The 22736-nt window shown below is 63.7% G+C and carries 26 protein-coding genes; 14 read left to right on the plus strand and 12 right to left on the minus strand.

Going from position 1 to position 22736, the window contains the following annotated elements; translation table 11 throughout:
- Nucleotides 1-573 precede the first annotated feature (573 nt).
- The gene (locus tag AADA04_RS15815; protein WP_340694244.1) at nucleotides 574-1176 is read right to left on the minus strand and encodes a TetR/AcrR family transcriptional regulator; all 603 of its coding nucleotides are present in this window, start codon (nucleotides 1174-1176) and stop codon (nucleotides 574-576) included.
- 69 nt (nucleotides 1177-1245) lie between these two features.
- Here AADA04_RS15815 and AADA04_RS15820 point away from each other — a divergent pair, with 69 nt between their 5' ends.
- Both AADA04_RS15820 and AADA04_RS15825 read left to right on the plus strand, forming a co-directional pair.
- A complete protein-coding gene (locus tag AADA04_RS15820) occupies nucleotides 1246-2097 on the plus strand; it encodes a metal-dependent hydrolase (RefSeq protein WP_340694245.1) in 852 nt (283 codons plus the stop codon).
- 320 nt (nucleotides 2098-2417) lie between these two features.
- Nucleotides 2418-2768 (plus strand): hypothetical protein, encoded by a 351-nt coding sequence (locus AADA04_RS15825; RefSeq protein WP_340694246.1) that lies wholly within the window; start codon nucleotides 2418-2420, stop codon nucleotides 2766-2768.
- Nucleotides 2769-2847: 79 nt separating this feature from the next.
- Here AADA04_RS15825 and AADA04_RS15830 read toward each other — a convergent pair whose 3' ends face one another.
- A complete protein-coding gene (locus AADA04_RS15830) occupies nucleotides 2848-3612 on the minus strand; it encodes an SDR family oxidoreductase (protein ID WP_340694247.1) in 765 nt (254 codons plus the stop codon).
- A gap of 128 nt (nucleotides 3613-3740) precedes the next feature.
- On the opposite strand from AADA04_RS15830, the gene AADA04_RS15835 reads away from it, so the two are divergent.
- Nucleotides 3741-4226 (plus strand): NAD(P)H-dependent oxidoreductase, encoded by a 486-nt coding sequence (locus AADA04_RS15835; protein WP_340694248.1) that lies wholly within the window; start codon nucleotides 3741-3743, stop codon nucleotides 4224-4226.
- Nucleotides 4227-4250: 24 nt separating this feature from the next.
- Complete coding sequence (locus AADA04_RS15840) at nucleotides 4251-4964, plus strand: VOC family protein (protein WP_340694249.1); 714 nt, start codon at nucleotides 4251-4253, stop codon at nucleotides 4962-4964.
- 18 nt (nucleotides 4965-4982) lie between these two features.
- Here AADA04_RS15840 and AADA04_RS15845 read toward each other — a convergent pair whose 3' ends face one another.
- The 4 genes from AADA04_RS15845 to AADA04_RS15860 all read right to left on the minus strand — a co-directional run bounded on the left by AADA04_RS15845 (nucleotide 4983) and on the right by AADA04_RS15860 (nucleotide 7817).
- Nucleotides 4983-5417, minus strand: coding sequence for a DUF1801 domain-containing protein (locus AADA04_RS15845; RefSeq protein WP_340694250.1), 435 nt, complete (start codon nucleotides 5415-5417; stop codon nucleotides 4983-4985).
- 15 nt (nucleotides 5418-5432) lie between these two features.
- Nucleotides 5433-5855: a DUF1801 domain-containing protein gene (locus AADA04_RS15850; protein WP_340694251.1), complete on the minus strand. Its 423-nt coding sequence runs from the start codon at nucleotides 5853-5855 to the stop codon at nucleotides 5433-5435.
- Between the two features lie 92 nt (nucleotides 5856-5947).
- Nucleotides 5948-6949 carry a TIGR00341 family protein gene (locus tag AADA04_RS15855; protein ID WP_340694252.1) on the minus strand — a complete coding sequence of 334 codons (1002 nt, stop codon included), beginning with the start codon at nucleotides 6947-6949 and terminating at the stop codon, nucleotides 5948-5950.
- Nucleotides 6950-6953: 4 nt separating this feature from the next.
- Nucleotides 6954-7817 carry an NAD(P)-dependent oxidoreductase gene (locus AADA04_RS15860; protein ID WP_340694253.1) on the minus strand — a complete coding sequence of 288 codons (864 nt, stop codon included), beginning with the start codon at nucleotides 7815-7817 and terminating at the stop codon, nucleotides 6954-6956.
- 171 nt (nucleotides 7818-7988) lie between these two features.
- On the opposite strand from AADA04_RS15860, the gene AADA04_RS15865 reads away from it, so the two are divergent.
- Genes AADA04_RS15865 through AADA04_RS15895 form a run of 7 tightly spaced genes read left to right on the plus strand, consistent with a single transcriptional unit; the run spans nucleotide 7989 to nucleotide 15839 of the window.
- Nucleotides 7989-8633 (plus strand): flagellar motor protein MotB, encoded by a 645-nt coding sequence (locus tag AADA04_RS15865; RefSeq protein WP_340694254.1) that lies wholly within the window; start codon nucleotides 7989-7991, stop codon nucleotides 8631-8633.
- 44 nt (nucleotides 8634-8677) lie between these two features.
- The gene (locus tag AADA04_RS15870; protein WP_340694255.1) at nucleotides 8678-10522 is read left to right on the plus strand and encodes an SLC13 family permease; all 1845 of its coding nucleotides are present in this window, start codon (nucleotides 8678-8680) and stop codon (nucleotides 10520-10522) included.
- Between the two features lie 17 nt (nucleotides 10523-10539).
- A complete protein-coding gene (locus AADA04_RS15875; RefSeq protein WP_340694256.1) occupies nucleotides 10540-11298 on the plus strand; it encodes an arginyltransferase in 759 nt (252 codons plus the stop codon).
- A 43-nt stretch (nucleotides 11299-11341) separates the two neighbouring features.
- The gene (locus AADA04_RS15880; RefSeq protein ID WP_340694257.1) at nucleotides 11342-12451 is read left to right on the plus strand and encodes a TRAP transporter substrate-binding protein; all 1110 of its coding nucleotides are present in this window, start codon (nucleotides 11342-11344) and stop codon (nucleotides 12449-12451) included.
- 13 nt (nucleotides 12452-12464) lie between these two features.
- Nucleotides 12465-13139 carry a TRAP transporter small permease subunit gene (locus AADA04_RS15885; protein ID WP_340694258.1) on the plus strand — a complete coding sequence of 225 codons (675 nt, stop codon included), beginning with the start codon at nucleotides 12465-12467 and terminating at the stop codon, nucleotides 13137-13139.
- A complete protein-coding gene (locus tag AADA04_RS15890) occupies nucleotides 13129-14712 on the plus strand; it encodes a TRAP transporter large permease subunit (protein ID WP_340694259.1) in 1584 nt (527 codons plus the stop codon). The genes AADA04_RS15885 and AADA04_RS15890 overlap by 11 nt, the downstream gene beginning before the upstream one ends.
- Nucleotides 14685-15839 (plus strand): aminotransferase class I/II-fold pyridoxal phosphate-dependent enzyme, encoded by a 1155-nt coding sequence (locus AADA04_RS15895; protein ID WP_340694260.1) that lies wholly within the window; start codon nucleotides 14685-14687, stop codon nucleotides 15837-15839. Before AADA04_RS15890 ends, AADA04_RS15895 begins: the two co-directional genes overlap by 28 nt.
- Nucleotides 15840-15968: 129 nt before the next feature.
- Here AADA04_RS15895 and AADA04_RS15900 read toward each other — a convergent pair whose 3' ends face one another.
- Nucleotides 15969-16298: a hypothetical protein gene (locus tag AADA04_RS15900; protein ID WP_340694261.1), complete on the minus strand. Its 330-nt coding sequence runs from the start codon at nucleotides 16296-16298 to the stop codon at nucleotides 15969-15971.
- Between the two features lie 52 nt (nucleotides 16299-16350).
- Complete coding sequence (locus AADA04_RS15905; protein WP_340694262.1) at nucleotides 16351-16914, minus strand: LemA family protein; 564 nt, start codon at nucleotides 16912-16914, stop codon at nucleotides 16351-16353.
- 153 nt (nucleotides 16915-17067) lie between these two features.
- Between AADA04_RS15905 and AADA04_RS15910 the strand changes: the two genes are divergently transcribed.
- The gene (locus tag AADA04_RS15910) at nucleotides 17068-17817 is read left to right on the plus strand and encodes a Sir2 family NAD-dependent protein deacetylase (protein WP_340694263.1); all 750 of its coding nucleotides are present in this window, start codon (nucleotides 17068-17070) and stop codon (nucleotides 17815-17817) included.
- A gap of 24 nt (nucleotides 17818-17841) precedes the next feature.
- Here AADA04_RS15910 and AADA04_RS15915 read toward each other — a convergent pair whose 3' ends face one another.
- From AADA04_RS15915 to parC, 3 genes are read right to left on the minus strand one after another with little or no spacing between them, the layout of a single operon-like run.
- On the minus strand, nucleotides 17842-18018 hold the full coding sequence (locus tag AADA04_RS15915) for a VOC family protein (RefSeq protein WP_340694264.1): 177 nt from the start codon (nucleotides 18016-18018) through the stop codon (nucleotides 17842-17844).
- Nucleotides 17993-18259: a VOC family protein gene (locus tag AADA04_RS15920; protein ID WP_340694265.1), complete on the minus strand. Its 267-nt coding sequence runs from the start codon at nucleotides 18257-18259 to the stop codon at nucleotides 17993-17995. Before AADA04_RS15920 ends, AADA04_RS15915 begins: the two co-directional genes overlap by 26 nt.
- On the minus strand, nucleotides 18252-20486 hold the full coding sequence (gene parC, locus AADA04_RS15925) for a DNA topoisomerase IV subunit A (RefSeq protein ID WP_340694266.1): 2235 nt from the start codon (nucleotides 20484-20486) through the stop codon (nucleotides 18252-18254). Before parC ends, AADA04_RS15920 begins: the two co-directional genes overlap by 8 nt.
- Nucleotides 20487-20607: 121 nt before the next feature.
- On the opposite strand from parC, the gene AADA04_RS15930 reads away from it, so the two are divergent.
- Nucleotides 20608-21291 carry an extensin family protein gene (locus AADA04_RS15930; RefSeq protein ID WP_340694267.1) on the plus strand — a complete coding sequence of 228 codons (684 nt, stop codon included), beginning with the start codon at nucleotides 20608-20610 and terminating at the stop codon, nucleotides 21289-21291.
- 100 nt (nucleotides 21292-21391) lie between these two features.
- Nucleotides 21392-22003: a glutathione S-transferase family protein gene (locus AADA04_RS15935; RefSeq protein WP_340694268.1), complete on the plus strand. Its 612-nt coding sequence runs from the start codon at nucleotides 21392-21394 to the stop codon at nucleotides 22001-22003.
- On the opposite strand, the gene recO is transcribed toward AADA04_RS15935, so the two are convergent.
- Nucleotides 22000-22731 (minus strand): DNA repair protein RecO, encoded by a 732-nt coding sequence (gene recO, locus AADA04_RS15940; protein WP_340694269.1) that lies wholly within the window; start codon nucleotides 22729-22731, stop codon nucleotides 22000-22002. The two genes, AADA04_RS15935 and recO, sit on opposite strands and share 4 nt — an antisense overlap.
- Nucleotides 22732-22736 lie beyond the last annotated feature (5 nt).

Below are 22736 nucleotides of genomic sequence, written 5' to 3' on the forward strand. Positions count from 1 at the left end.
TGAACATGGCCTATTTTGGCGGCACCCAAGCCGATGACAACGGCGCCCTCATCCGCGCCAATGCACTCCGGTTCGATGACAAGACGGGCTGGGTCGAGTTCGACGGAGTCCAGCTCGAAGACATCATGACGCAGCAAACAGTCGTCCTGTCCGGCAGGGTCCAGGCCTTCGCGCGGTAACCGCGCCTGTCCGTCATTTTTTGAGGGCCGTCCTGCAGTGGCTGCGGCAATCGCCGTAGACTTTTCCACACCCTCCGTTCCCGGCGTATAATCGGCGCATCATGCTGACGCGCCGCCCGTGCCCGCATGGGGCGCGCCCGGTCTTGCGTCGGACATGCCGGACAATGTCGCAGAGGCGGCCCTGCCCGCAGCGCCCCCTTGCCGCGCATCCTCTTCGCCGCTGCCACCGCCGCAGCGACCGTCTATGCCGTCCTCGCCATCGGCGGCTGAGGTACAGCGACAGTCCCGCCCTCAGCGCGTCGGGCAATTGCGGCGTCGGCTTCAGTGAAGTGGGTACGTCCATGTTCGAATATGCCATGGACCTACCCCTGCAATAGGAGGCCGCCCTCGCAGCCTAGGTCGATAGGTTCTGCAAATAGGACAGCAGCATCTGCAGCGTCAGCTCGCGTGCCCGCTCCGGTGGTTTTCCGATCAGTGCACTGAGCGATGGGCCGAACAAGCCGACGCCGACGGCCAGCGTCACGCTGAGCAGGATCAGGTCTTCGGCCAGCTCTACCGGTACGCCGGTATTGGAAATCTTCTTCTGCGCCACTTCCTGCACGGCCTCGCGCACCAGTGTCAGGCGGCTGGTCTCATCGGTCAGCTCCAGCCATGCCGCCAGCCGGGCCGCGCCCGGCGTCTCGAACGCGTCGAACAGTGTTTTCAGCCCTGCCGCCCGCGCGGCCGCCGGGGCATCCGCCGGCACTTCAATGGCCATGATGCTCTCAACCAGGTCGCCGATCATGCGCTCCATCAGCGCCTTCTGCACCGCATCGATCGAGCCGAAATGGTGCAGCACCGTGGCGTTTGCCACACCCGCCGCCTTCGCCACATCCGCCAGCCGCAGCGATTGCGGCCCCTGCTCCACCAGCAGGGATTCCGCCGCCGCCAGGATGTTGCCACGCGACTCTTCCGGCGAACGGCGAATGCGGGGCGTGTTGGTTCTGGTTATTGACATTTTTGTCAGTAAGACCTATCTGGTTGTGCAGTCTAGCTAGCAGGTCACCCTTAAAAGGCATTAAACACGATGACGACCAAGCGCACACCCGACGATGTAACAATTCTGCCCCGCGATCTCCATTTCGACATGGCGGCAGGCTCAGGCCCATGGCTCGACGGCAACATGGTGGCAACCGCCGTGTTCAACGCCATGTCGCTCACCTTCCCGGATGGCGAGCGCCTGTTCATCGACGCCGTGAAAGCCTATCGCAGCGAGGTCAGCGGCAAGCTGGCGCAGGACGTAAAGGATTTCATCACGCAGGAAGCCATCCATTCGCGCGAACACCACCTGCTGAACAATCAGATCGACCGTACGAAATACCCGGTTGCCGAAATCGAGGCCGCCATCAACGAGAATATCGCCCTCGGACGATCCGGGGGCCGCTTCCGTATGCTGATGGCCACCATCTGCCTGGAGCATTTCACCGCGATGATGGCAGACCTGATGATCGGCCTGGATGTGGACGGGGTGCCCCTCTTCAGCAAGACCGACCCCGCGCTCGAGCGCCTGTGGCGCTGGCACGCCATGGAAGAGACCGAGCACAAGGCCGTCGCCTATGATGTATTCCTGGAGTCCACAAGCGACTGGCCGGCGCTCACGCGCTATGTCCGGCGCTCCCTGTCCATGCTCATCATCACCCGGCATTTCACGGAAAACATCACCCAGTACGCCGCAAAACTGCTGGTTGCTGATGGCTACGATCCGAAAGACGCGACGCGCGCCGTCAAGGCCTTCCTTTGGAAAAAGCCCGCGCTGTTTGGCAAGGGCTGGAAAGTCTGGCTCTCCTGGTTCAAGCCCGGCTTCCATCCCTGGGACCATGACAACCGCGACGTCATGGCCAAATGGAAAGAAGAATTCACCCTCGTCGCCGCGGAATAACCCGGCGCCCGCAGGTCAGGTTGGGCCTACCAGCCGCCCGCCCCATGAACAGGCTCATTCTGAGCGAAGTCGAAGCACGGGCGCGGGCGGTGAGGGCATGCGCCGCCGCATTCGTCCTTCGACTTCGCTCAGAATGAGCGCTCTGGAAGCGTCGGTTTCGAAGGGAATATTGTAGCCTGCCTCACCAATGCCCCTACGCATCTATCTCATAGCCATACCGCCAACTCTCCACCACCGCATCCCCCGCATCCTGCAGTCCCCATTACCTGCGCCAGAAACTTGTCCCACACCCTCCGTTCCCGGCGTATAATCGCGGCATCATGCTGACACGCCGCGCGCATCTCTATGCCTTCGTGCATCCGCTGTTCTGGCCCTGGTTGTGGTTCCAGCTCTGGCGGCTGGAGGCGTGGCAGCGCACGGCGAAGCGCGACGTCCTGTTCAGGGTCGACCGGTTCGGCAATCTTTCCATCAATGCGGTTGGCGATGGTCCGCGCGACCCGCGACTCTATCACTATGACGCGCCGCCCGTGCCCGCATGGGCCGCGCCCGGTCTTGCCTCGGACATGCCGGACAATGTCGCGCAGGCGGCCCTGCCCGCAGCGCCCCCTTGCCACCCCCTTCATTCGGACATCGCGCCCCTGATCGCGCCAGCACGGCTGGACACGTCCTAAGCCCGGCGGCCCATGCCGAATTCAGCTCCCTGCAACCGGATGGCCCTGCCATGCCGGCCGCTGGTGCTGGCGCGATTGCCTAGAAGTTCACGCGATTGGAGACAGCCCCGTCCACGACCAGGTTCACGCCGGTCGTGTAGGAGGATAGCGGGCTCGCCAGGAACACGGCCGCATTGGCAATTTCCTGCGGCGTGGCGCACCGGCCCATCGGGTTGCGGGCATTCGCCTGCTTGAAGAATTCCGGCATATTGGTCTTCACCGTGTGCCAGATGCCGCCCTCGAAATAGACCATGCCGGGCGACACCGTGTTCACGCGAATGCCGGCGGCGGCATATTCGCGCGCAAGCCCCTTGGCCATATGGATCAGCGCCGCCTTGATCGGGCCATAGGATTCGCCTCTGTCGGACTGCGCCGCAGAGATCGACGAGATGATCACGAAGGCCGCGTCACCATTGGTTTCCGCCGCCTTGGCCAGCAAGGGCCGGGCCGCCTCGAACGCGTTGACCGCGCCCAGGATATCCAGCTCGAAATTCTGCTTCCATGCGGCTTCATCATTGCCCTGCGCCATGGCGCCTGCATTGGAGATCAGGATGTCCAGCCCGCCGAGCGTCTTGGCCGCGTCGGCAATGAAGCCTTTCAGGGCCGCGCCGTCGGTAATGTCCACCGCCGTGCCCGTGGCTTTCACACCCATCGCTTCCAGTTCCTTGACCGCCTCGGCCACCTGGTCCGCCTTGCGCGCGCACACGGCGACATTCGCGCCCTCGCCCGCCAGCGTGTCCGCAATCGCCCGGCCAATGCCGCGCGTGCCGCCCAGGATGATGGCATTCTTGCCCTTCAGGTGCATGTCCAAAACCGTATCCTCCAAAAGTGTTTTTTTGACTGTCCGGGCAACCCTAGCCCGCCGGTGCCTGCGCGGCTAGGGCGCCTGCTTGCGCTGGCCGCGCTGCACATTTCACCCTATGAAAGACGGCCATGGCCCAGCTCCTGATCATCTATCATTCCCGCACCGGAGGCACCCGCCAGATGGCAGAGGCCGCCGCCAGCGCCGCCCGCGCCGAATGCGATACGGTCCTGATGCGCGCCGGGGATGCCCAGCCCGACCACCTGCTCGCCGCCGACGGCTACCTGTTCGCTGCGCCGGAAAACCTCGCTGCCCTGTCCGGCGAGATGAAGGAATTCTTCGACCGCTGCTACTATCCCGTGCTCGGCCGTATCGAGGGGCGCCCCTATGCCCAGATGGTCTGCGCCGGATCGGATGGCGAGAACGCGGCCCGCCAGACCGCCCGCATCGCCACCGGCTGGCGGTTGAAGGACGTCCAGCCGCCCCTGATCATCTGCACCCATGCCCAAACGCAGGAAGCCATACTCGCCGACAAGACCATCGCGCCGGATGACCTCGCAAAATGCGCCGATCTCGGTCAGGCCCTCGCCGCCGGCCTCGCCCTCGGCGTATTCTGAAACTCAGCAAAGAGAGACGCAGCAATGACTGAATCACCTCCCGCCTGGCTCGCCAAGGATTGCCTCGATGTCGGCGTGTTCACCAACCGTCTCGATGAGATGCTCGCCTTCTGGCAGCAGGATATCGGCCTGCCCTTTGACCATATGCTGCCGCTCGGCGGCGGCCTGCGCCAGCACCGCCACGACCATCAGGGCAGCGTGTTCAAACTGAACCATGCGCGCGACCCGCTGCCGCCCCGCACCGAGGGTGGCTACCTCCGCCTCCTGATCGCCCGCGACGGCATCACCGCGCCAACCGAACTGACCGATCCGGATGGCAACCGAGTCCAGCTTGTGCCGACCGGCCATGACGGCATCACCCAATGGGCCATCGAAGTCGCTACACCCAGCCGCGAGGCCTTCCTCGCCTTCTACCATGACGCGCTTGGCCTGCCGGTGTCCGACACGCATGCCTGCGCCGTCGCCTGCGGACGCAGCCTCATCCTCGGGCACATCGACCCCGCCCTCGCCGCGCGCACTGACAGCGCCGACATGCGCCGCATCGGCTATCGCTACACGACCGTTCAGGTCGACAAGGTCGACAGCGTCCATTCAGGTGTCCTCAAGGCTGGCGGCGCCGAAGGCCAGCCGCCCGCCACACTCGGCAAGACGGCCCGAATCTCCTTCGTGCGCGATGGCTGCGGCAACTGGATGGAACTCTCCCAGCGCGCCTCGATCACCGGTTCGCTGGAGCCCTGAGCCGTCTTCGGAACTTCGTCAGACCTCCCAGGTCTCGTAATTCGCCCGCATGTAGGCCACGCCGTCCGTCACGATCTCAGCCAGCACGTCCATGTCCACGGCATCCAGCCTGTTCAGGAAGAGACAGCTCTTGCCGGTCCTGTGCGGGCCGAGGCGGGCGAGCATCTCGCTCATGTCGCGGTAGCCCGGCATGATGTAGAGCGTCATCGCTGCCTTGCGCGGAGCAAAGCCGGTGATCATCGAGTCGCCCTCGCGCCCGCTGTCATATTTGTAGTGATAGCGGCCAAAGCCGATCATGGACGGCCCCCACATCCGCCCCTTCAGGCCGGTGACGGTCTCGAACCATGGCAGAAGGATTTCGGCCTCCCGCTTGCGGCGGCCGTCATCCAGTCCGGCGATAAAGGCATGCGGCGACACAATCGTGGGATTTGTCTGATTGTCCGCCGCAGCCATGAATCGCCCGTCTTGTCAGGTTTCGCTTGTCTTGAAATTCTTCTCGGTCGAAGCCATTCCGAGGCGCACCAGCTCTTCCAGCGAGTCGAGGTTAACGTCTTTCAGCGCCTTGATGAAAATGCAGGACTTGCCCTTGTCGTGCTTGCCAAGGGTTTCCAGCGGCGCGGTGAAATCCTCGAAATCCGGCGACAGGTAGACGATGATATGCTTCTTCGCAGGCTCGAAGCCAGCGATCATGAACTCGCTGCTGCGTCCGCTATCCATCGTGTAGGCATAGCGGCCATAACCAACCTTGTGGGTTCCCCAGATCGCAGCCGGCAGGTCCGTCACGCGGGCAAACAGCGCCAGGAGCTCTTCGGATTCCGCCTTGCGCTGCTTGTCATCCAGAGTGGAGATATAGCGTTCGACACGGGTTTTCGGGGCAGCAGAAATTGGCAAAACAACATTCATGGGAGGTGAAACAGTCCTTACAGGTGGAAGTTAGTGTCACCTTACTGCCACACGAGCAAAAAGTCCAAAATATCCTGCACTTAGCCGATCTGCACGGCGGACCCCAAGTCCAGCAACAGGATCAGGGCCACTGCGACGGCCAGGAAGAAGGCCGAAAGCCCTGCATTGATCCAGACGGCGCGCGTCGCATTTTTCTGCTCGATCCATTTCCGGGGCCTGATTTTGCGTAAACGGAACACCAGCAGCGCCGAAAACACCAGGCTCGCCACGTTCAGCACCAGCAACAGGCCCGCCCGCATGGCCAGGTCGAATTCGCCTCCGCCCGCAAACAGACCGATCGCCGCGCCCGGTGGCAGCAGCGCCGCCGCGACCATCACGCCAACAAGGGCCGATCCCTGTCCGCGCGTCAGTGACAAAGCCGCTGCGCCGCCCGCGGCCATGGCCAGCGCCAGTCCGTCGATCCGCACTTCGGCCCGCGACATCAATTCCTCGCTCTGAAGGTTCAGCGGCAGGAAGAACGAGATCACCAGCGCCGACGCCAGTGCCGTCGCGATGCCGACGGCCAGCGTCATGCCGCCCCGCCTCAGCAATGCAAAGTCGCCCAGCGCAGCCCCCATCGAAAATCCGAGGATCGGCCCCAGCAGCGGCGCAATCACCATCGCGCCGATCACGGCAGCAATCCCGTCCGAGTTTAGGCCGATCGTCGCCACGATCGTCGACAGCACGACCATGATCAGGAAGTCGCGGTCCAGCCGCGCGCCGGATTCAATGTCGGTGTACAGCTCCTCGCGCGTCGCCTGCTGGCGGCGCGCCTTCTTGTCGTCTTCCGGCTCGGGCAGTTTCGGCGCGGTCGCTTCGATCGGCAGCACTGCAATCCGCCAGTCCTTGCGCCCCTCCAGCGCTGACTGGATATTATCCATCAGCACCTGGCCCGTGCCATCACGCATGAAGACCGAGATCAGGCAACGGTCCTTCTGCTCGGTTTCGATGACGACATAGTCGATAGGCTCTGCCGCCTTGATCGCCCGGATCACGGTTTCGCAGGCTTCGTCCTTGCTCAGATGGATATCGAGGCGCCGCACCGTCTCAGACGTCCCGCGTCAGGCGGGCAATCAGGCTGCTCGTATCCCAGCGCGCCCCGCCCATCGCCTGCACATCGGCATAATACTGGTCGACCGTCGCCGTCATCGGCAGGCTCGCACCGTTCTCACGCGCGGCCTCCAGCGTGATCCGCAAATCCTTGCGCATCCAGTCGACGGCAAAGCCATGTTCGAAATGCCCCGCCACCATCGTCTCCCAGCGATTCTCCATCTGCCAGCTCTGGGCTGCGCCGCCGCTGATCGCCTCGATCACCTTGGCCGCATCGAGTCCCGCCTTCTCGGCAAAGTGCAGCCCTTCGGCCAGGCCCTGCACGATGCCGGCAATGCAGATCTGGTTGACCGATTTGGCCAGCTGGCCTGCGCCGCTGTCGCCGATCAGGGTCATCTTCTTGCCGAAGGCCGCCATCACGGGTTCGGCCGCATCGAATGCCGACTGCTCGCCGCCGCACATGATCGTCAGCTTGCCATTGATCGCGCCGGCCTCGCCGCCCGAGATCGGCGCGTCGATGAAATGCGCGCCCTTGGCCTTGCACCGCTCGTACAGTTCCCGCGCGAGACCCGCCGAGGCCGTCGTATGGTCGACCACGATCATGCCCGCCCCAAGGCTCGGCTCCAGCGCATCGAACACGATCCGCACATCCGGGTCGTCGCCAAGGCAGAGGAAAACGAATTCCGCGCCGAAGGCTGCCGTCGCCGGGTCCTTGGCCACTTCGCCCTTGTGCTTCTTCTCCCAGGCCTTGGTCTTGGCCGCCGTCCGGTTCCACACGCTGACCTGGTGACCGGCCCGGGCCAGATGCCCCGCCATGTGAAATCCCATCACGCCAAGTCCAAGGAATGCCGTCCGTGCCATCTGTGTTTCTCCTGCTATGCCTTCGCGAAGTAGATCAAATTTCATCGAAATCCTACCCTTCGCTTCGACGTGGCCTTCACCATAGCCTGCTATGACTGGCGCATCAGATCAGAAGGATCGGAACTCGAGCGCATGGCAACTGCCACTCACTCTCGGCGATATGCGGGCAGAATGCCCGCCGCGCCCGCCCGCAAAGCGGGCACCTGGAAGATGGCCTATGCCGACTTCCTCACTGCGCTCATGGCATTTTTCCTGTTGATGTGGATCCTCAGTGGCGTCTCTCCCGAAGGCCGCGACGAGATCGCCAGCTATTTCAACAGCAATGCCAGCCCCACAGCCCAGGCCTCAGCCGTCGAGCCTGACTCGGCTGCCGGACGCCTGTTTACCGCCCTCAGCCAGCAATCGGACCTGATCGAGGCCGGCGACAGCGTCGTCCTCGCCCGGGAAGCCGATGGCGTGCGCATCGACCTCGTCGATTCGGCCCGGCACCCCCTGTTTGATTCGGGCAGCGGTGCCTTCACGCAAGAGGGTATCGCACTTGCCGAAGCGGCTGGTCGCGTCCTGACACAATTTTCCGAGCCTGTTTCGATCGAAGGCCATACCGATGCCTTCAGTGCCACAGGCACCGCCTATTCCAACTGGGAACTCTCGTCTGACCGGGCCAACGAGGCCCGCCGCGCCCTGATCACTGCCGGTCTGGAGCCAGTTCGCATCCGCGCCGTCACCGGTCTCGCCGACACACGGCCCCTCGATGCGGGCCAGCCGCACTTGTCAGCCAACCGGCGGGTCAGCATATTGGTTCACACACACGACTGATAACCTGTAAAGGGATCAGGAAGCGCTGATGAACCGGAGCCTAGATGATCGCTGATTTCCTGGCCCACTGGCCCATGTGGGCAAGCCTGGCGGTTGTTTGTGCTGCAATTGGTTTCTACATGTCGGACCGCTGGCCGATGGAGCTTGTCTCTGTCGGCGTTATTGCGTCCTTGCTCCTGCTGTTCACGATACCCGGCGCCTATGGCACCGACGGCACGCCGATCAGCGCCGCCGAGCTCCTGTCCGGATTCGGCAACCCGGCCCTGATCACCATCATGGCGCTGCTGGTCGTCGGACAGGGCCTGTTCCAGACCGGTGCCCTCGAAGGGCCAACCAAGGTGCTCGTCGGCGGCTATGAAAAGCGCCCGGTCACAACGCTCGTATTGGCCTTCCTCGCGGTCTTCGTCACCAGCGCCTTCGTCAACAATACGCCCATCGTCATCATGTTCCTGCCGGTCATGAGTGCCATCGCCAAGCGCATGAACGCTTCGCAGTCCAAGCTGATGATGCCGCTCAGCTACGCCTCCATCTTTGCCGGCATGACCACGCTGATCGGCACCTCGACCAACCTGCTCGCCGCCGAGGCGTTCGAGCGGATTGACGGGCGCACGCTGGGATTCTTCGACCAGACTCCGATGGGCCTGATCCTTGCCGGAGCAGGCTTCGTCTACCTCGCCATATTCTCGAAATTCCTGCTGCCCAACCGACGCGGCCTCAGCGATGAACTCTCTCAGCCCTCCGGCAAGCAGTTCGTCGCCCAGATCGAAGTCACGTTCGGCCACTTCCTGAAGGGCAAGAAACCGGTCGCCGGCATGTTCGCCGACCTGCCCGACATGACCGTCCGCATGATCCAGCGCGGCGAACGCGCCTTCCTGCCACCCTACGAGGACATCACCCTCCAGCCCGGTGACCTCGTCATCGTCGCGGCCACGCGCGCCGCCCTGCAGAACGTCCTCGCCCGCCAGCCGGACTTCCTCCAGCAAGTCTGGGAGTCCGCCGGCGGCGACCTTGAGGAAAACAGCCGCCCCGGCGCGCTCGCCCTCACCGAGGCAGTCATCGCGCCCGGCTCACGCATGGTCGGACGCACGGTCGAGATGCTGGGCTTTCGCCGACTCACGCGCGCCGTAACCCTCGGCATCCAGCGCCGCAGCCGGATGATTCGCACCAAGCTCGGCGAGATCCGGCTTGAATCGGGTGACACATTGCTCCTGTGCGGTCCGGTCGATGCCTTTGTCGACCTGCGCGCCAGCCGCGACATCATCCTGCTCGAATGGTCCCAGACCGAGATCCCGCTCACCACGCGGGCGGTCGCGTCGCGGGTGATTGCCCTCGCCATGGTCGGCCTCGCGGCCACCGGCGTCCTGTCGATCCTCCACGCCTCGGTCCTGGCCGCCGTGTCCATGCTGGTGGTCGGCTGCGTCAACACCCGCCAGGCCAGCCGGTCGCTTGACCTGCGCATCTTCCTCGTCATTGGCGCGGCCCTGGCCATGGGCATGGCGCTTGAAAAAACCGGGGCTGCAGCCGCCATTGCGCATGCCGTCGTCAACTATGCCGCGCCTTATGGCACGCTCGCGGTCCTGTCGGCGATCTTCCTCTCCGTCGCCATCCTGACCAATCTGCTGACCAATGCCGCAACCGCCATCCTGTTCTCGCCCATTGCCCTGTCAGCGGCGACCGAACTCGGCGTGCATGACCCGCTGCCCTTCCTCCTCGCGGTGATTTATGGCGCCAATTGCAGCTTCGCGACCCCCTTCGCCTATCAGACCAACATGCTGGTGATGGGCCCCGGACACTATAAATTCGGCGATTTCATGAAATTTGGCGCACCGCTCGTTTTGGTACTTTGGTGTGTCTTTACCGTCTTCGCCTCTTGGCGGTTTGATCTGTAAGTGTATCGTTACGCCTCATGAAGTTCACGGACTCCCAAATTCTGCCTGCAGGGCTCGAGCGGTCGCTACGTTTTTACGTCACGAACCCCAGCCCCTGTCCGTATTTGCCCGGCATGCGCGAGCGCAAGGCCTTCACCAACCTGGCTGTCTCCGACGCCGACTCGATCCACAATTCGCTCAGCCAGGCCGGCTTCCGCCGCAGCCAGACCATCGCCTACCGGCCCGCCTGCCCCCGCTGCAATGCCTGCCGCAGCGTGCGCGTGCCGACTCGTGAATTCGTGCAGTCGCGCAATGACCGCCGCGCGCTGGCCCGCAATGCGTCGCTGGTCCGCACCCCGGTCGAGGCCACCGCCACGCGCGAACAGTTCCGCCTGCTCAAAACCTACGTCCAGACACGCCACGACAAGGGCGGCATGTCCGAGATGACCTATCGCGACTACATGACCATGGTCGGTGGCAGCCCGGTCCAGAGCCTGATCTTCGAATATCGCGACGGCGAGGCGGAAGACGCGCCGCTACTGGCCGTGGCGATCACGGATGTCCTGCGCGACGGCTTCTCGATGGTCTACACATTCTTCGACCCGGAACAGGAATCGCGCGGTCTCGGCCATTACATGATCCTCGACCATATTCGTCACGCCCAGGATATGGGCCTGCCGCACGTCTATCTCGGCTACTGGGTCAAAGGCAGCCCGAAGATGGACTATAAACGCCGCTACAAGCCTCTCGAAATGCTGGACGGCGACCAGTGGCGGACGCTAAGAGACGACGAATAGACCCTGAAATCATTACAGGGCGAGTCGCTGGGGAGGATTTGTCATGATCAACCGACGCAATATCGTCGGCGCGGGCCTTCTCGGTGTTGCCGGGGCCGCCGCTGCGTTCGCGAATCCGGAAGATGCAAAGATCCTCGCTCCGGCGAAAATCAATCGCAGCCGCCGCAAGTTCAACATGGTCACCACCTGGCCCAAGGGCCTGCCGGGCCTTGGCCGCGCCGCCGAGCGCGTCGCCGAACGTGTCTACGCCATGTCCGACGGGCTGATGGAGATCAAGGTCTTCGCGGCCGGCGAACTGGTTCCCGCTTTCGAAAGCTTCGATGCGGTCGCCAACGGCTCGGCCGACATGTATCACGGCGCCGAATATTACTGGACCGCCAAGTCCTCCGCCTTCCCGTTCTTCACCGCTGTGCCATTCGGCATGACCGCCCAGGAAATCATGGGCTGGATCGATTTCGGCGGCGGCCAGGAACTCTGGGACGAACTGTCTGGCCAATTCGGTGTGAAGGCCATCCAGGGCGCCAACACCGGCCACCAGATGGGCGGTTGGTTCCGCAAGGAAATCAATAGCCTTGACGACCTTGTCGGCCTCAAGATGCGGATTCCGGGACAGGGCGGCGACGTGCTGCGCGCCCTTGGCGGCTCGGCCATCTCCCTCTCCGGCGGCGAGATCTACCAAGCGCTGCAGACCGGCTCCATCGACGCGACCGAATGGGTCGGCCCGTGGAACGACTATTCCCTCGGCTTCCACCGCGAGGCGCCTTATTATTACGGTCCCGGCTTCCATGAACCGGGCGCCAGCCTCGCCGTCGGCATGAATCTCAAGGTCTGGGAAAGCCTGACCCCCGGTGAGCGGGCGATCATCAAGGCGGCCTGCGAGTCGACAAACCACACCTCGCTCGGCGAGTTCACCTACCAGAACTCGGTCTATCTCGACATTCTGCAGCGTGAACACGGCACCAAGCTGCGGTCCTTCCCGCCGGAAGTGGTCAAGGCCATGTCCGAAGCCGCCTATGACGTGCGCGCGGCCAGCGGCAAGGACGGCATCGAGAAGCGCATCTATGAGAGTTTCGAGACAAGCCTGAAGCTCATGCGTGGCTGGGCCAAGGTCTCTGACGGCGCTTATTATCCCGCCCGCGAACTCGGCAAATAGGCTGGCGGGGCAAATGATTGATCCCGGTGTTTTCCTGCTGATCGGCGCCTGGCTGAAAGTCGTCGGAATCCTGTGCCTGCCTTTCTTCCTCGTGCCGCTGGTCGCCATCGCTGTTCCGGGCCTGCTCGACGGTCTCGCCCGCCGCATGATCCGCGTGCTCGACGCGCTATCAGGCGGCGCCCTCAACGCGGCGATCTTCTGCGCCCTCCTGCTCGTCGTATCGCAGCTCGCCGTCGTCATCCTGCGCTACGCCTTCGGCCTGTCCTTCACCTGGCTCAGCGAGGTCGTCATCTATGCCTTCGCCGCCATGTTCATGCTCGGCTCAGCTGCCGCCCTGCGCGACGATGCCCATGTCCGCGTCGACATCCTGCGCCCCCGATTCGGCGAAACAGGGCGCAACTGGATCGAACTGGTCGGCACCTACCTCTTCCTCTTCCCGATCTGCTTCCGCCTGATCACCACCGGCGAACAGGGCCTGTCGCGCTCATGGTCGCTGCTCGAAGGCTCGCGCGAGTCCGACGGCCTGCCGATCCTCTTCCTGTTCAAGACACTGGTGCCTGTCTTTGCCGTCCTGCTGATGGGCGCGGGTCTCTCTGTCGCCCTCAAGGCCGCGCTGCGCCTGAACGGCGCCCTGCCCCCGGCGGACACGCCGATTGAAGGCGAAACCGGAGACCATGATGGAATTTGAGATCATCCTCGCCGTCGCCATGTTCGCCTGCGCGATCCTCAGCCTGCTGGCCGGCTATTCCGTCGCCCTGACGCTCGGCGGCGTCGCGCTCCTGTTCGCCCTGATCGGCATCGCCACCGGCACCTTCTCGGCCTCCTTCCTGATCGCCTTCCCCAGCCGCATCCAGGGTGGCTCGATCATGCAGAGCCAGACGCTGATCGCCGTGCCCCTGTTCGTCCTGATGGGCGTGATCCTCGAACGCTCGCGCGTTGCCGAAGACCTGCTTCACATTGCCAGCCGCCTGCTGGCCCGTGTGCGCGGCGGCCTCGGCTATGCCGTCGTTCTCGTCGGCGCGCTGCTCGCGGCCTCCACCGGCATCGTCGGCGCCACCGTCATCACGATGACGCTGATCGCCCTGCCGACCATGCTGCGCCAGGGCTATGACCCGAAACTTGCCACCGGCACGATCGCCGCCTCCGGCACGCTCGGCCAGATCATCCCGCCCTCCATCGTGCTGATCCTTCTGGCCGATGCCGTCTCGAACGCCGCCAGCCAGGCCAGCCTGAAAATCGGTGCAGGGTCCGGCGTCGTCTCTGTGGGTGACCTGTTCGCCGGTGCGCTGATCCCCGGCGTCCTGCTGGTCGTCTTCTATCTCCTCTACATCGCAGCGGTCGCCTTCTTCCGGCCCGAGGCGTGCCCGCCTGTCGCGGTCTCGGAGGATACGGCACCACTCACAGTCAAGGAGGTCGCGTTCGGCCTCGGCGCGCCGCTGGTCCTGATCATTGCCGTGCTCGGCGCGATACTTGGCGGTGTCGCCCCACCGACCGAAGCGGCCGCCATCGGCGCGGCAGGCGCAGTCCTGCTTGCCGGCCTGCGCCTCGCCGAAGAAGCCAAAAGCCGCCTCTCGCCGCTCATCCTCGCAGGCCTCCTCAGCATTGTCGCCATCCTCCTGCTGCGCAATACGATGGACCTGCGCGCCGGCGTCGAGACGATCAGCGCCGGCAATTCCGTCGGCATCTTCCTCACCCTGTTCGCCAGCCTGGTCTTCTTCGCGGGTCTCGCCGCCGGCCTGCTTGTGCTGCGCCGGGTGCGCCAGCTCCTGCCGGCGCTCACCAGCGCCACGCACATTACCAGCATGGTCTTCCTCATCCTGATCGGCGCGTCGCTGTTCAGCCTCGTCTTCCGCGGCTATGGCGGCGACGAGATGGTGGCCGCCATCCTGCACCAGGCCCCCGGCGGCAAATGGGGCGCGCTGGCCATGACCATGCTTGTCATGTTCATTCTCGGCTTCTTCCTCGACTTCATCGAAATCGTTTTCGTCGTCGTTCCGCTTGTTGCGCCGCCGCTGATCGTCCTCGGTTTCGATCCGGTCTGGCTCGCCATCCTGATGGCCCTGAACCTGCAGACCAGTTTCCTGACGCCGCCCTTCGGCTTCGCCCTGTTCTACCTGCGCGGCGCCGCCCCGGACGAGATCAACACGATGGACATCTGGCGCGGCGCGGTGCCCTTCATCGGCCTGCAGGTCGCCATGATCATCCTCGTCGCCGCCATCCCGGCCCTCGCGACATGGCTGCCGAGCCTCGCCGCCAATTGAGCCAGGACGTCTCCCCCTTCCAGGCCATCGCCGTCAGCCGCCTCGCCCACGAATTGCAGGCGGCCGGGCGGTCGATCATCCATATGGAATTCGGCCAGCCATCCACCGGCGCCCCAAAGCGGGCCGTGGAAACAGCGCACAAGGTGCTCGACACCGAATCCATGGGCTATTGGGAAAGCCCGGCGCTCAAGGCGCGCATCTGCCAGCATTATGGCGACACCTATGGCGTCGAAGTTACGCCCCGCCGCCTCGCCATCACCTGCGGCGCGTCGCCCGCGCTCGTGCTCGCACTCTCATCCGCCTTCGCGCCCGGTGAGACGATCGCGCTCGCCTGCCCCGGCTATGTCGCCTATCGCAATACGATTCGGGCGCTGAACCTGGTGCCGCTGGAAATCGCATGTGGCGAGGAGACCCGGTTCCAGCTCACGGCGGCGCAGGTCGCTGCGCTCGACCCGGCCCCGGCAGGCCTGATCATTGCCAGCCCTGCCAACCCGACCGGCACCATCCTGCCCGAGGCCGAACTCGCCGCCATCGTGGCCGTCTGCGCCGCGCGCGGCATCCGCATCATCTCAGACGAGATCTATCACGGCCTGTCCTACGGTCCGAACACGGCCTCCGTGCTCGAACACACGGCCGACGCTTTCGTCATCAATTCATTCTCGAAATATTTCTCGATGGCCGGCTGGCGTCTCGGCTGGATCGTCTCGCCCGACGACATGGCCAGCCGCACGGCCACCTATATCGGCAACATGTTCCTCACCGCCCCATCCCTGTCGCAGCATGCCGGCCTTGTCGCCATGGATTGCCGCGATGAACTCGAAGGCCATGTCCGGACCTATACGCACAATCGCGACCTGATGCTGGCGGCGCTCCCCGCCCTCGGACTCGAGCGGATCGCGCCACCGGACGGCGCCTTCTACATCTATGCCGACATTTCGCGTTTCACCGATGACGGCCTGGAATTCTGCATGCAGCTGCTGAAGGATACCGGCGTCGCCACCGCCCCCGGCGTCGATTTCGACCCGGTGAACGGCCACAATTACATGCGCTTCTCGTTCGCCGTGTCGACACCGGAAGTCGAAGACGCCCTCGCCCGCATCACACCCTGGTTCAAGGCGCGGGGCTGACTTTCCTGAATGATGAATGAGGCTCATCCTGAGCGAAGTCGAAGGACGAGTCGGGGAGAGCGAGATTCGCCCACGCCCTATCCTTCGACTTCGCTCAGGATGAGCGTTTCGACAGCCCGGTTACCAAGCCTAATCGCAGTCATACTCCGCTTCCGCCCCACCATCCGGCGTGCGTTCCAGCGACACGAACGTGCAGCCCTCGGGCGCCGCCGCAATCGCCGCTTCCTCAAGCTCGGCAGCTGACGGCGGCCCGGCGCTCGCCACACCAAAGCTGCCATCCGTCCGAATCGTGAATTTCAGCCTAAAGCCCTGCCCGGCCATCGGCGCGGCGAGGAAAGCATAGTTCTGGGTGCCAATCGTCTGCGGCACCAGCCCGTCCCAGCTGGACGCACTCCAGCTGCCGCCCGAACTCGCGCATGCGCCCAGCATCAATGCCGAAGCGATATAGGAAAGTCTCATCACATGTCCTCCCGTTACCAGCCGAGGACAGCCTACAGCAAAACAGGCCTGCCTAGAACTTCACTTCAGGCGGCGTGCTCAGGGCCTCGCGGCCTTCCACGCCGACGTCGAAGAACTCACGCGACTCGAAGCTGAACATGCCGGCGATAACCGAGCCGGGAAACTGTTCGCGCGACGTGTTGTAGTCCTGAACGGCCGAGTTGTAGAAGCGCCGTGCCGCAGCCAGCTTGTCTTCGATGGTCGACAGCTCGTTCTGCAACTGGATGAAGTTCTGGTTCGCCTTGAGGTCCGGATAGGCCTCGGCGAGCGCGAACAGCTTGCCCAGCGCGCCGGTCAGCATGCCTTCGGCCTGGGACATCTCCGCGGGTGTCGAGGCCGACTGCGCCGCATTGCGCGCCGCAATCACTTGCTGGAACGTCTCCTGCTCGTGCTTGGCATAGCCCTTCACGGTTTCGACGAGATTCGGGATCAGGTTCTGGCGCTGCTTCAGCTGCACGTCCACGTCGGCAAAGGCCTGGTTGACCCGCTGGCGCTTCATCACCAGGCCGTTGTAGATCAGGATGACAAAGCCGACGATGGCGACGACCGCCGCCAGGATGATTAGAATGGGGCTCATGGGCCGTCCCTCCAGAAAAACCGATGCACTAAGCGTAGCTTCCAAGCCCGTCTTGCGCAAGTCGGGCGTCCACGCACCTCCCATAAGCTGGGCAATTGAAAATGTGGGCGACGTGGCTATGGAATGCCCCCGCAAAGTGTGTAGCATCAGGCCATGTCCGATGCCGATGCCCTTGCCCGCCTGATCGACAAAGCCTCCCGCGTCGTCGTTTTCACCGGTGCGGGCATCTCGACCGAGAGCGGCATTCCCGACTTCCGCAGCCCCGGCGGCGTGTGGAGCAAGATGACGCCTATCTATTTCCAGGACTTCGTCGCCTCGCGCGACAAGCGCCGCGAGTCGTGGACCCGCGTGTTCAACCGCTCGGCTGGCTGGGTCGGTGCCAGCCCGAATGAGGGCCATTTCGCCGTCGCAAAGCTCGTCGCTGCCGGCAAGGTCACCAGCGTCATCACGCAGAATGTCGACAATTTGCACCAGGATTCCGGCGTGCCGGACGATCTGGTCATCGAAGTTCATGGCAACGCGACCTATGCCCGCTGCCTCACCTGCGGCAAGCGCTACGAGATCGACAGGCTCAAGCCGCGCTGGGAAGCGGACGAAGACCTGACCTGCGTCTTCTGCACCGGCCTTCTCAAGACCGCGACCATCTCGTTCGGTCAGCCCATGCCGGAAGACAAGATGGCCCGCGCCGCCGAAGAGGCCCTGCTGTGCGACCTCTGCCTCGTGCTCGGCTCATCGCTCGTCGTCTATCCGGCCGCCTCCATCCCCATCGAAGCCAAGCGCAACGGCGCCCGCCTCGCCATCGTCAACCGCGAGCCGACCGATCAGGATCCGTATGCAGACCTGGTGCTGAACACGGAGATCGGGCCTTTGATGAGTGATGTGCTGGAGCGGCTCTCCGACTGAAACCGTTGCCACAAGAAATGCGGCTCAGGATGAGCCGTTCGCAACTGGCTCGATCAAATCCCACTTGTTCCCGAACGGGTCCTGCATCACGACGACCTTGCCATAGGGTTCGCTGCGCGGCGCTTCGAGGAAGGTCACGCCTGCCGCCACATAGGCTGCATGGTCGCGGTCGAAATCATCGGTCTCGAGGAACAGGAACACACGCCCGCCTGACTGGTTGCCAATGGCCGCGCGTTGTTCGTCCGTTACGGCCTTGTGCCAGCAACAGCTCCACACCGCCGCCTTTGGGCCGCACGCGCACCCAGCGCTTGCCACCGCCCATGTCGGTATCTTCCAGCAGGTCAAAGCCCAACTTGCCAACATAAAAGCCGATCCCGGACCCATAGTCGGGCACAAGCAGGGACAGCGCCGTGATGCGCTGCCCGCGTGGCGTGTCAGCCATTGAACGTACCCGTCTTCGGGAAGCCCTTCGGCACGGTCTTGCCCGCCTGCGCGCGCTTGCCAATCCATTCTTCCCATTCCGGGAAGGCGCGGTGGCGGTCACCCGTCATCACGATCAGACCGTCTTCCTTGTCGAACGTCATCAGGTCGGCCAGCGTGTCCTTGCCGCGATAGGCTTGCAGCTTGTTACCCTTGCCGCGTGACATTTCGGGCAGCTCGTCGAGCGGGAAGATCAGCAGTTTCCGGTTCGATCCGACAACGGCCAGCATGTCGCCCTCGACCGGCATGCACACATTCAGTGTGCCATTGCCCGTGTTCACGGCCTGCTTGCCCGCCTTGCGATTGGACTCCAGCTCTTTCTCGGTGACGATGAAGCCGTACCCGATGGTGGAGGCCATCACGCGCTTGCGCTCGTCTTCCAGCTTGAACATGGCGACGATATCGACGCTGTCTTCCAGTTCAATGGACAGGCGGATCGGTTCGCCATGCCCGCGTCCGCCCGGCAGCTTGTCGGCCATCAGCGTGAACGCCCGGCCATCGGAGGCCATCAGAATGATCTTGTCCGTGCTCATCACCTCTTCGGAGAGGTAAAGCTCGTCGCCATCCTTGAACTTGGTGGAATCCGGGTCGAGGCCGTGGCCCTTCATGCCCCGTATCCAGCCCTGAGCCGACAGGACGACCGTCAGCGGCTCCTTCGGACGCGAGGCTTCGAGGGCCGCAGCGAGGTCGACATCGGGCGCGTCCTCGAAGGCGGCGCGGCGGTCACCCAGCGCCGGGTCGGCGGTCAGCTGGTCGCGGGCGGCCTTGAGCTGTTTGGAAACGGTCGTCCACTGGCGGCGCGTCGATCCGATCAGCTTGACCAGCTCTTCACGCTCTTCGACCAGCTTGGTGTGCTCGCCGCGGATTTCCATCTCTTCGAGCTTGCGCAAGGCGCGCAAACGCAGGTTCAGGATGGCTTCGGCCTGAATGTCGGAAATGCCGAAGCGGGCGATCATCACCTGTTTCGGCTCGTCTTCCTCGCGGATGATCCGGATCACTTCATCAATATTGAGGTAGGCAATCAGGTAGCCGTCGAGCAGGTGCAGGCGCTTCTCGATCTTGTCGAGACGGAACTCGGCCCGGCGCACGACCACTTCGCGGCGGTGCTCCAGATAGGCCAGCAATACGTCCTTCAGGCCCATGACCTGTGGGGCGCCCTTGTGCAGCACATTCATGTTCATGCTGAAGCGCGTTTCCAGGTCGCAGGACTTGAACAGGCTTTCCATCAGCACGTCCGGCTCGACCGTCTTGGCGCGCGGTACCAGCACAAGGCGCACGTCCTCGGCGCTCTCGTCGCGCACATCGTCCAGCAGTGGCAGCTTCTTCTGTTCCAGCAGTTCGCCCAGCTTCTCCAGCAGGCGCGATTTCTGGACCTGGTAGGGAATCTCGGTGACGATGATCTGGTAGGTACCGCGCCCGGTATCTTCGACTTCCCATTTCGCGCGCATGCGGAAACCGCCCCGGCCCGTCTCATAGGCGTCGAGCATGGATTCGTAGGGTTCAACGATCACACCGCCAGTCGGGAAATCAGGCCCTTTCACGAACTGCATCAGGTCAGCCGTCGTCGCCTTGGGTGTCTCGATCAGGAAGCGCGCCGCATCAATCACCTCGGCCGCATTGTGCGGCGGGATCGACGTTGCCATGCCGACCGCGATACCGGTGGCGCCATTGCACAACAGGTTCGGGAAACCGGCCGGCAGCACGACCGGTTCTTCGTCATTCTCGGCATAGTTGGCGCGGAAATCGACCGCATTTTCGCCGAGGCCGTCGAGCAGCAACTCGGCCGCATGAGTCATCCGGGCTTCGGTATAACGATAGGCCGCCGCGCTATCGCCATCGATATTGCCGAAATTGCCCTGGCCGTCGACGAGCGGGTAGCGAACGTTGAAATCCTGCGCCAGGCGCACCAGCGTGTCATAGATCGAGCTGTCGCCGTGCGGGTGATAGTTACCCATCACGTCGCCGACGATCTTGGCGCATTTGCGGAAGCCGCCTTCGGGATCAAGCTTCAGTTCCCGCATGCCATACAGGATGCGGCGTTGGACGGGCTTCAGGCCGTCGCGCACATCCGGCAGGGCGCGGGAGGTGATGGTCGAGAGCGCATAGGCGAGATAGCGCTTCGACAGCGCCTCGCTCATGGGTTCATTTATGATCCGGTCTTCGGGACCACCGTCAAGCAGGTCGGACATTCTGGCCTCTTTGCATCTCGTGCCACATTCTGGTGCAGGAACTTCGCCTATACCGACTCGGTTCGTTGCGCAGATTAACAGAAACGGCGGTTTGGTTAAGGAATGGGTAAAACGCAAGCAAATGACTGAGTTTCGGGCCTGGATTGTCTTGCTGAGCGTGCCGCTTCTGGTGGTCGCCCTGTTCCTGTGGCTGGCCCCGCCGCGCCACAATCCGTTCGCGCCCATCGACCTGACCGACAAGCTCGGCCTCGGCACCCACGCCAAGCTGGAACGGGCCCGGACGCATCGCGAGGTCTGCTTTTCCGCCCTCGATTCGGCCGGTATCCTCTACACGCCGCTCGAAGATGAGCCGAAGGGCAAAAAATGCGGGCTTCGCAATGCCCTGACGCTCGACCGCACCCTGACCCCCTACTCAGCCACCCTCAGCATGACCTGCGCCGAGACCGCGGCCCTCTACACGTGGGAGCGTCATGTTGCCCGCCCCGCCGCCGCCGACATCCTCGGCTCTCCGCTCGCCCGCATCGAGACATATGGCAGTTACGCCTGCCGCAATATCGCCGGCAGCGGGCGCCTCTCCGAGCACGCCCACGCCAATGCGGTCGACATTTCAGGATTCCGGCTTAAGGACGGCCGCCTGATCGACGTGAAATCCCATTGGAAACAAGGCGGACCGGAAGCAAAATTCCTGAAACGGGTGCACAAGGGTGGCTGCGATATCTTCTCGGTCACGCTCGGCCCGGATTACAATGCGGCCCACCGCGACCATTTCCACTTCGACATGGGCAGTGGTCGGACCTGTAAGTGACGCAAGGTGACGTCCATTTACCCCCATGATTCCCCTTCTGTTGCGGCACATCCTCGCTAAAGTGCTGCAAAACCAGCACGACAGGCAAAGGGAAACGCACATGAAACTTTACAATTCCGTCGGACCGAACCCGCACGTGGTTCGCATGTTCATGGCCGAACGCGGCATCAAACTTCCGATGGAAGAGGTCGACATAATGGTCGGCGACAATCGCAAGCCGCCCTACCTTGAGACCAATCCTGCCGGCCAGCTGCCCGCGCTGGAACTCGACGATGGCACCATCCTCACGGAAGTCTGGGCGATCTGCGAATACCTTGACGAAACCCAGCCCGGCGACAGCCTGTTCGGCGCCACGCCCGAGGCCCGCGCCCAGACCCGCCGCTGGACCCGCTGGGGCGACCTCAACATTATCGAACCGCTGGCCAATGGATTCCGCTATTCCGAAGGCCTGCCCATGTTCAAGGACCGGATGCGCTGCCTGCCCGAGGCTGCAGCGGGCCTCAAGGCCTGTGCCCAGGACAAGCTCGCCTTTCTCGATGGCCAGCTTGCGGGCCGTGCCTATGTCGCCGGCGACACGTTCACTTTCGCTGATGTGATGCTCTACTGCTTCCTCACCTTCGGCGTCGCGGTCGGCCAGCCCCTCAACCCGGCGCTCCAGCGCGTGACCGCCTGGTACGAGAAAGTCGGCGCCCGGCCCAGCGCCAGCGCCTAGGCCCGCTTCAGGAGCCGCGCCACAAGCTGCGCCCTTTGCGGCGGAACGGCGCGGTTCATGCCGTTGAAAACACGCGCCTCGAGGAAGTAGCCAGTCAGCGCGAGTCCGTCCGCAATGTCCGCGATCCCCACAGGCGCTTCCGACGACACAAGGAAACCCGGCAGGCGTAGCAGGCGGCTGACATAATCTTCCGCCTCCGACCCGCGCACGGCCCGGCCGGTCTTTGGCGAAACATGGGTCAGCCCGTCATTCGCGCCGCTGAGCGCGCAGGCTTCCAGGTCGAGCCCGAAGCCCAGTGTCGACAAGAGGCCCAGCTCCCACCGCACATACAGCACGGGCCAGATGTGTTGCGCCTCGATCTGGTCAAGTAACAGCGTCGTTGCCTCATACAGGGCCGATCCGGCGGCATCGCCTTCGTCGAGCGCACCGCGCAGCAGCGTCGTCACGGCAGATATGGCGGCTAGCGCACCGGCATCGTCCAGCACCCGCGACGCGCGTTCCCGGCTCGCCTCGGCGACATCAAACCGGCCGAGCTGTTCTTCGAGGCGCCCGGTCCATGACACGGCAACCGTATTGCCCGCCTCATATTGCGCTCGCCGCGCCCGCGAGGCTCCGCCATAGACGAGGCCGGAGCGCCGCCCGCGCGTTTTCGTCAACACATCAAGGATCAGGCCGCCTTCGCCAAACCGGCGGCCACCCAGGACCAGTCCGTCATCAGACCAGTTCATGCCCG

This window comes from Hyphomonas sp. (assembly GCF_037969335.1).
In the GTDB taxonomy this organism is placed as follows: Bacteria; Pseudomonadota; Alphaproteobacteria; order Caulobacterales; family Hyphomonadaceae; genus Hyphomonas.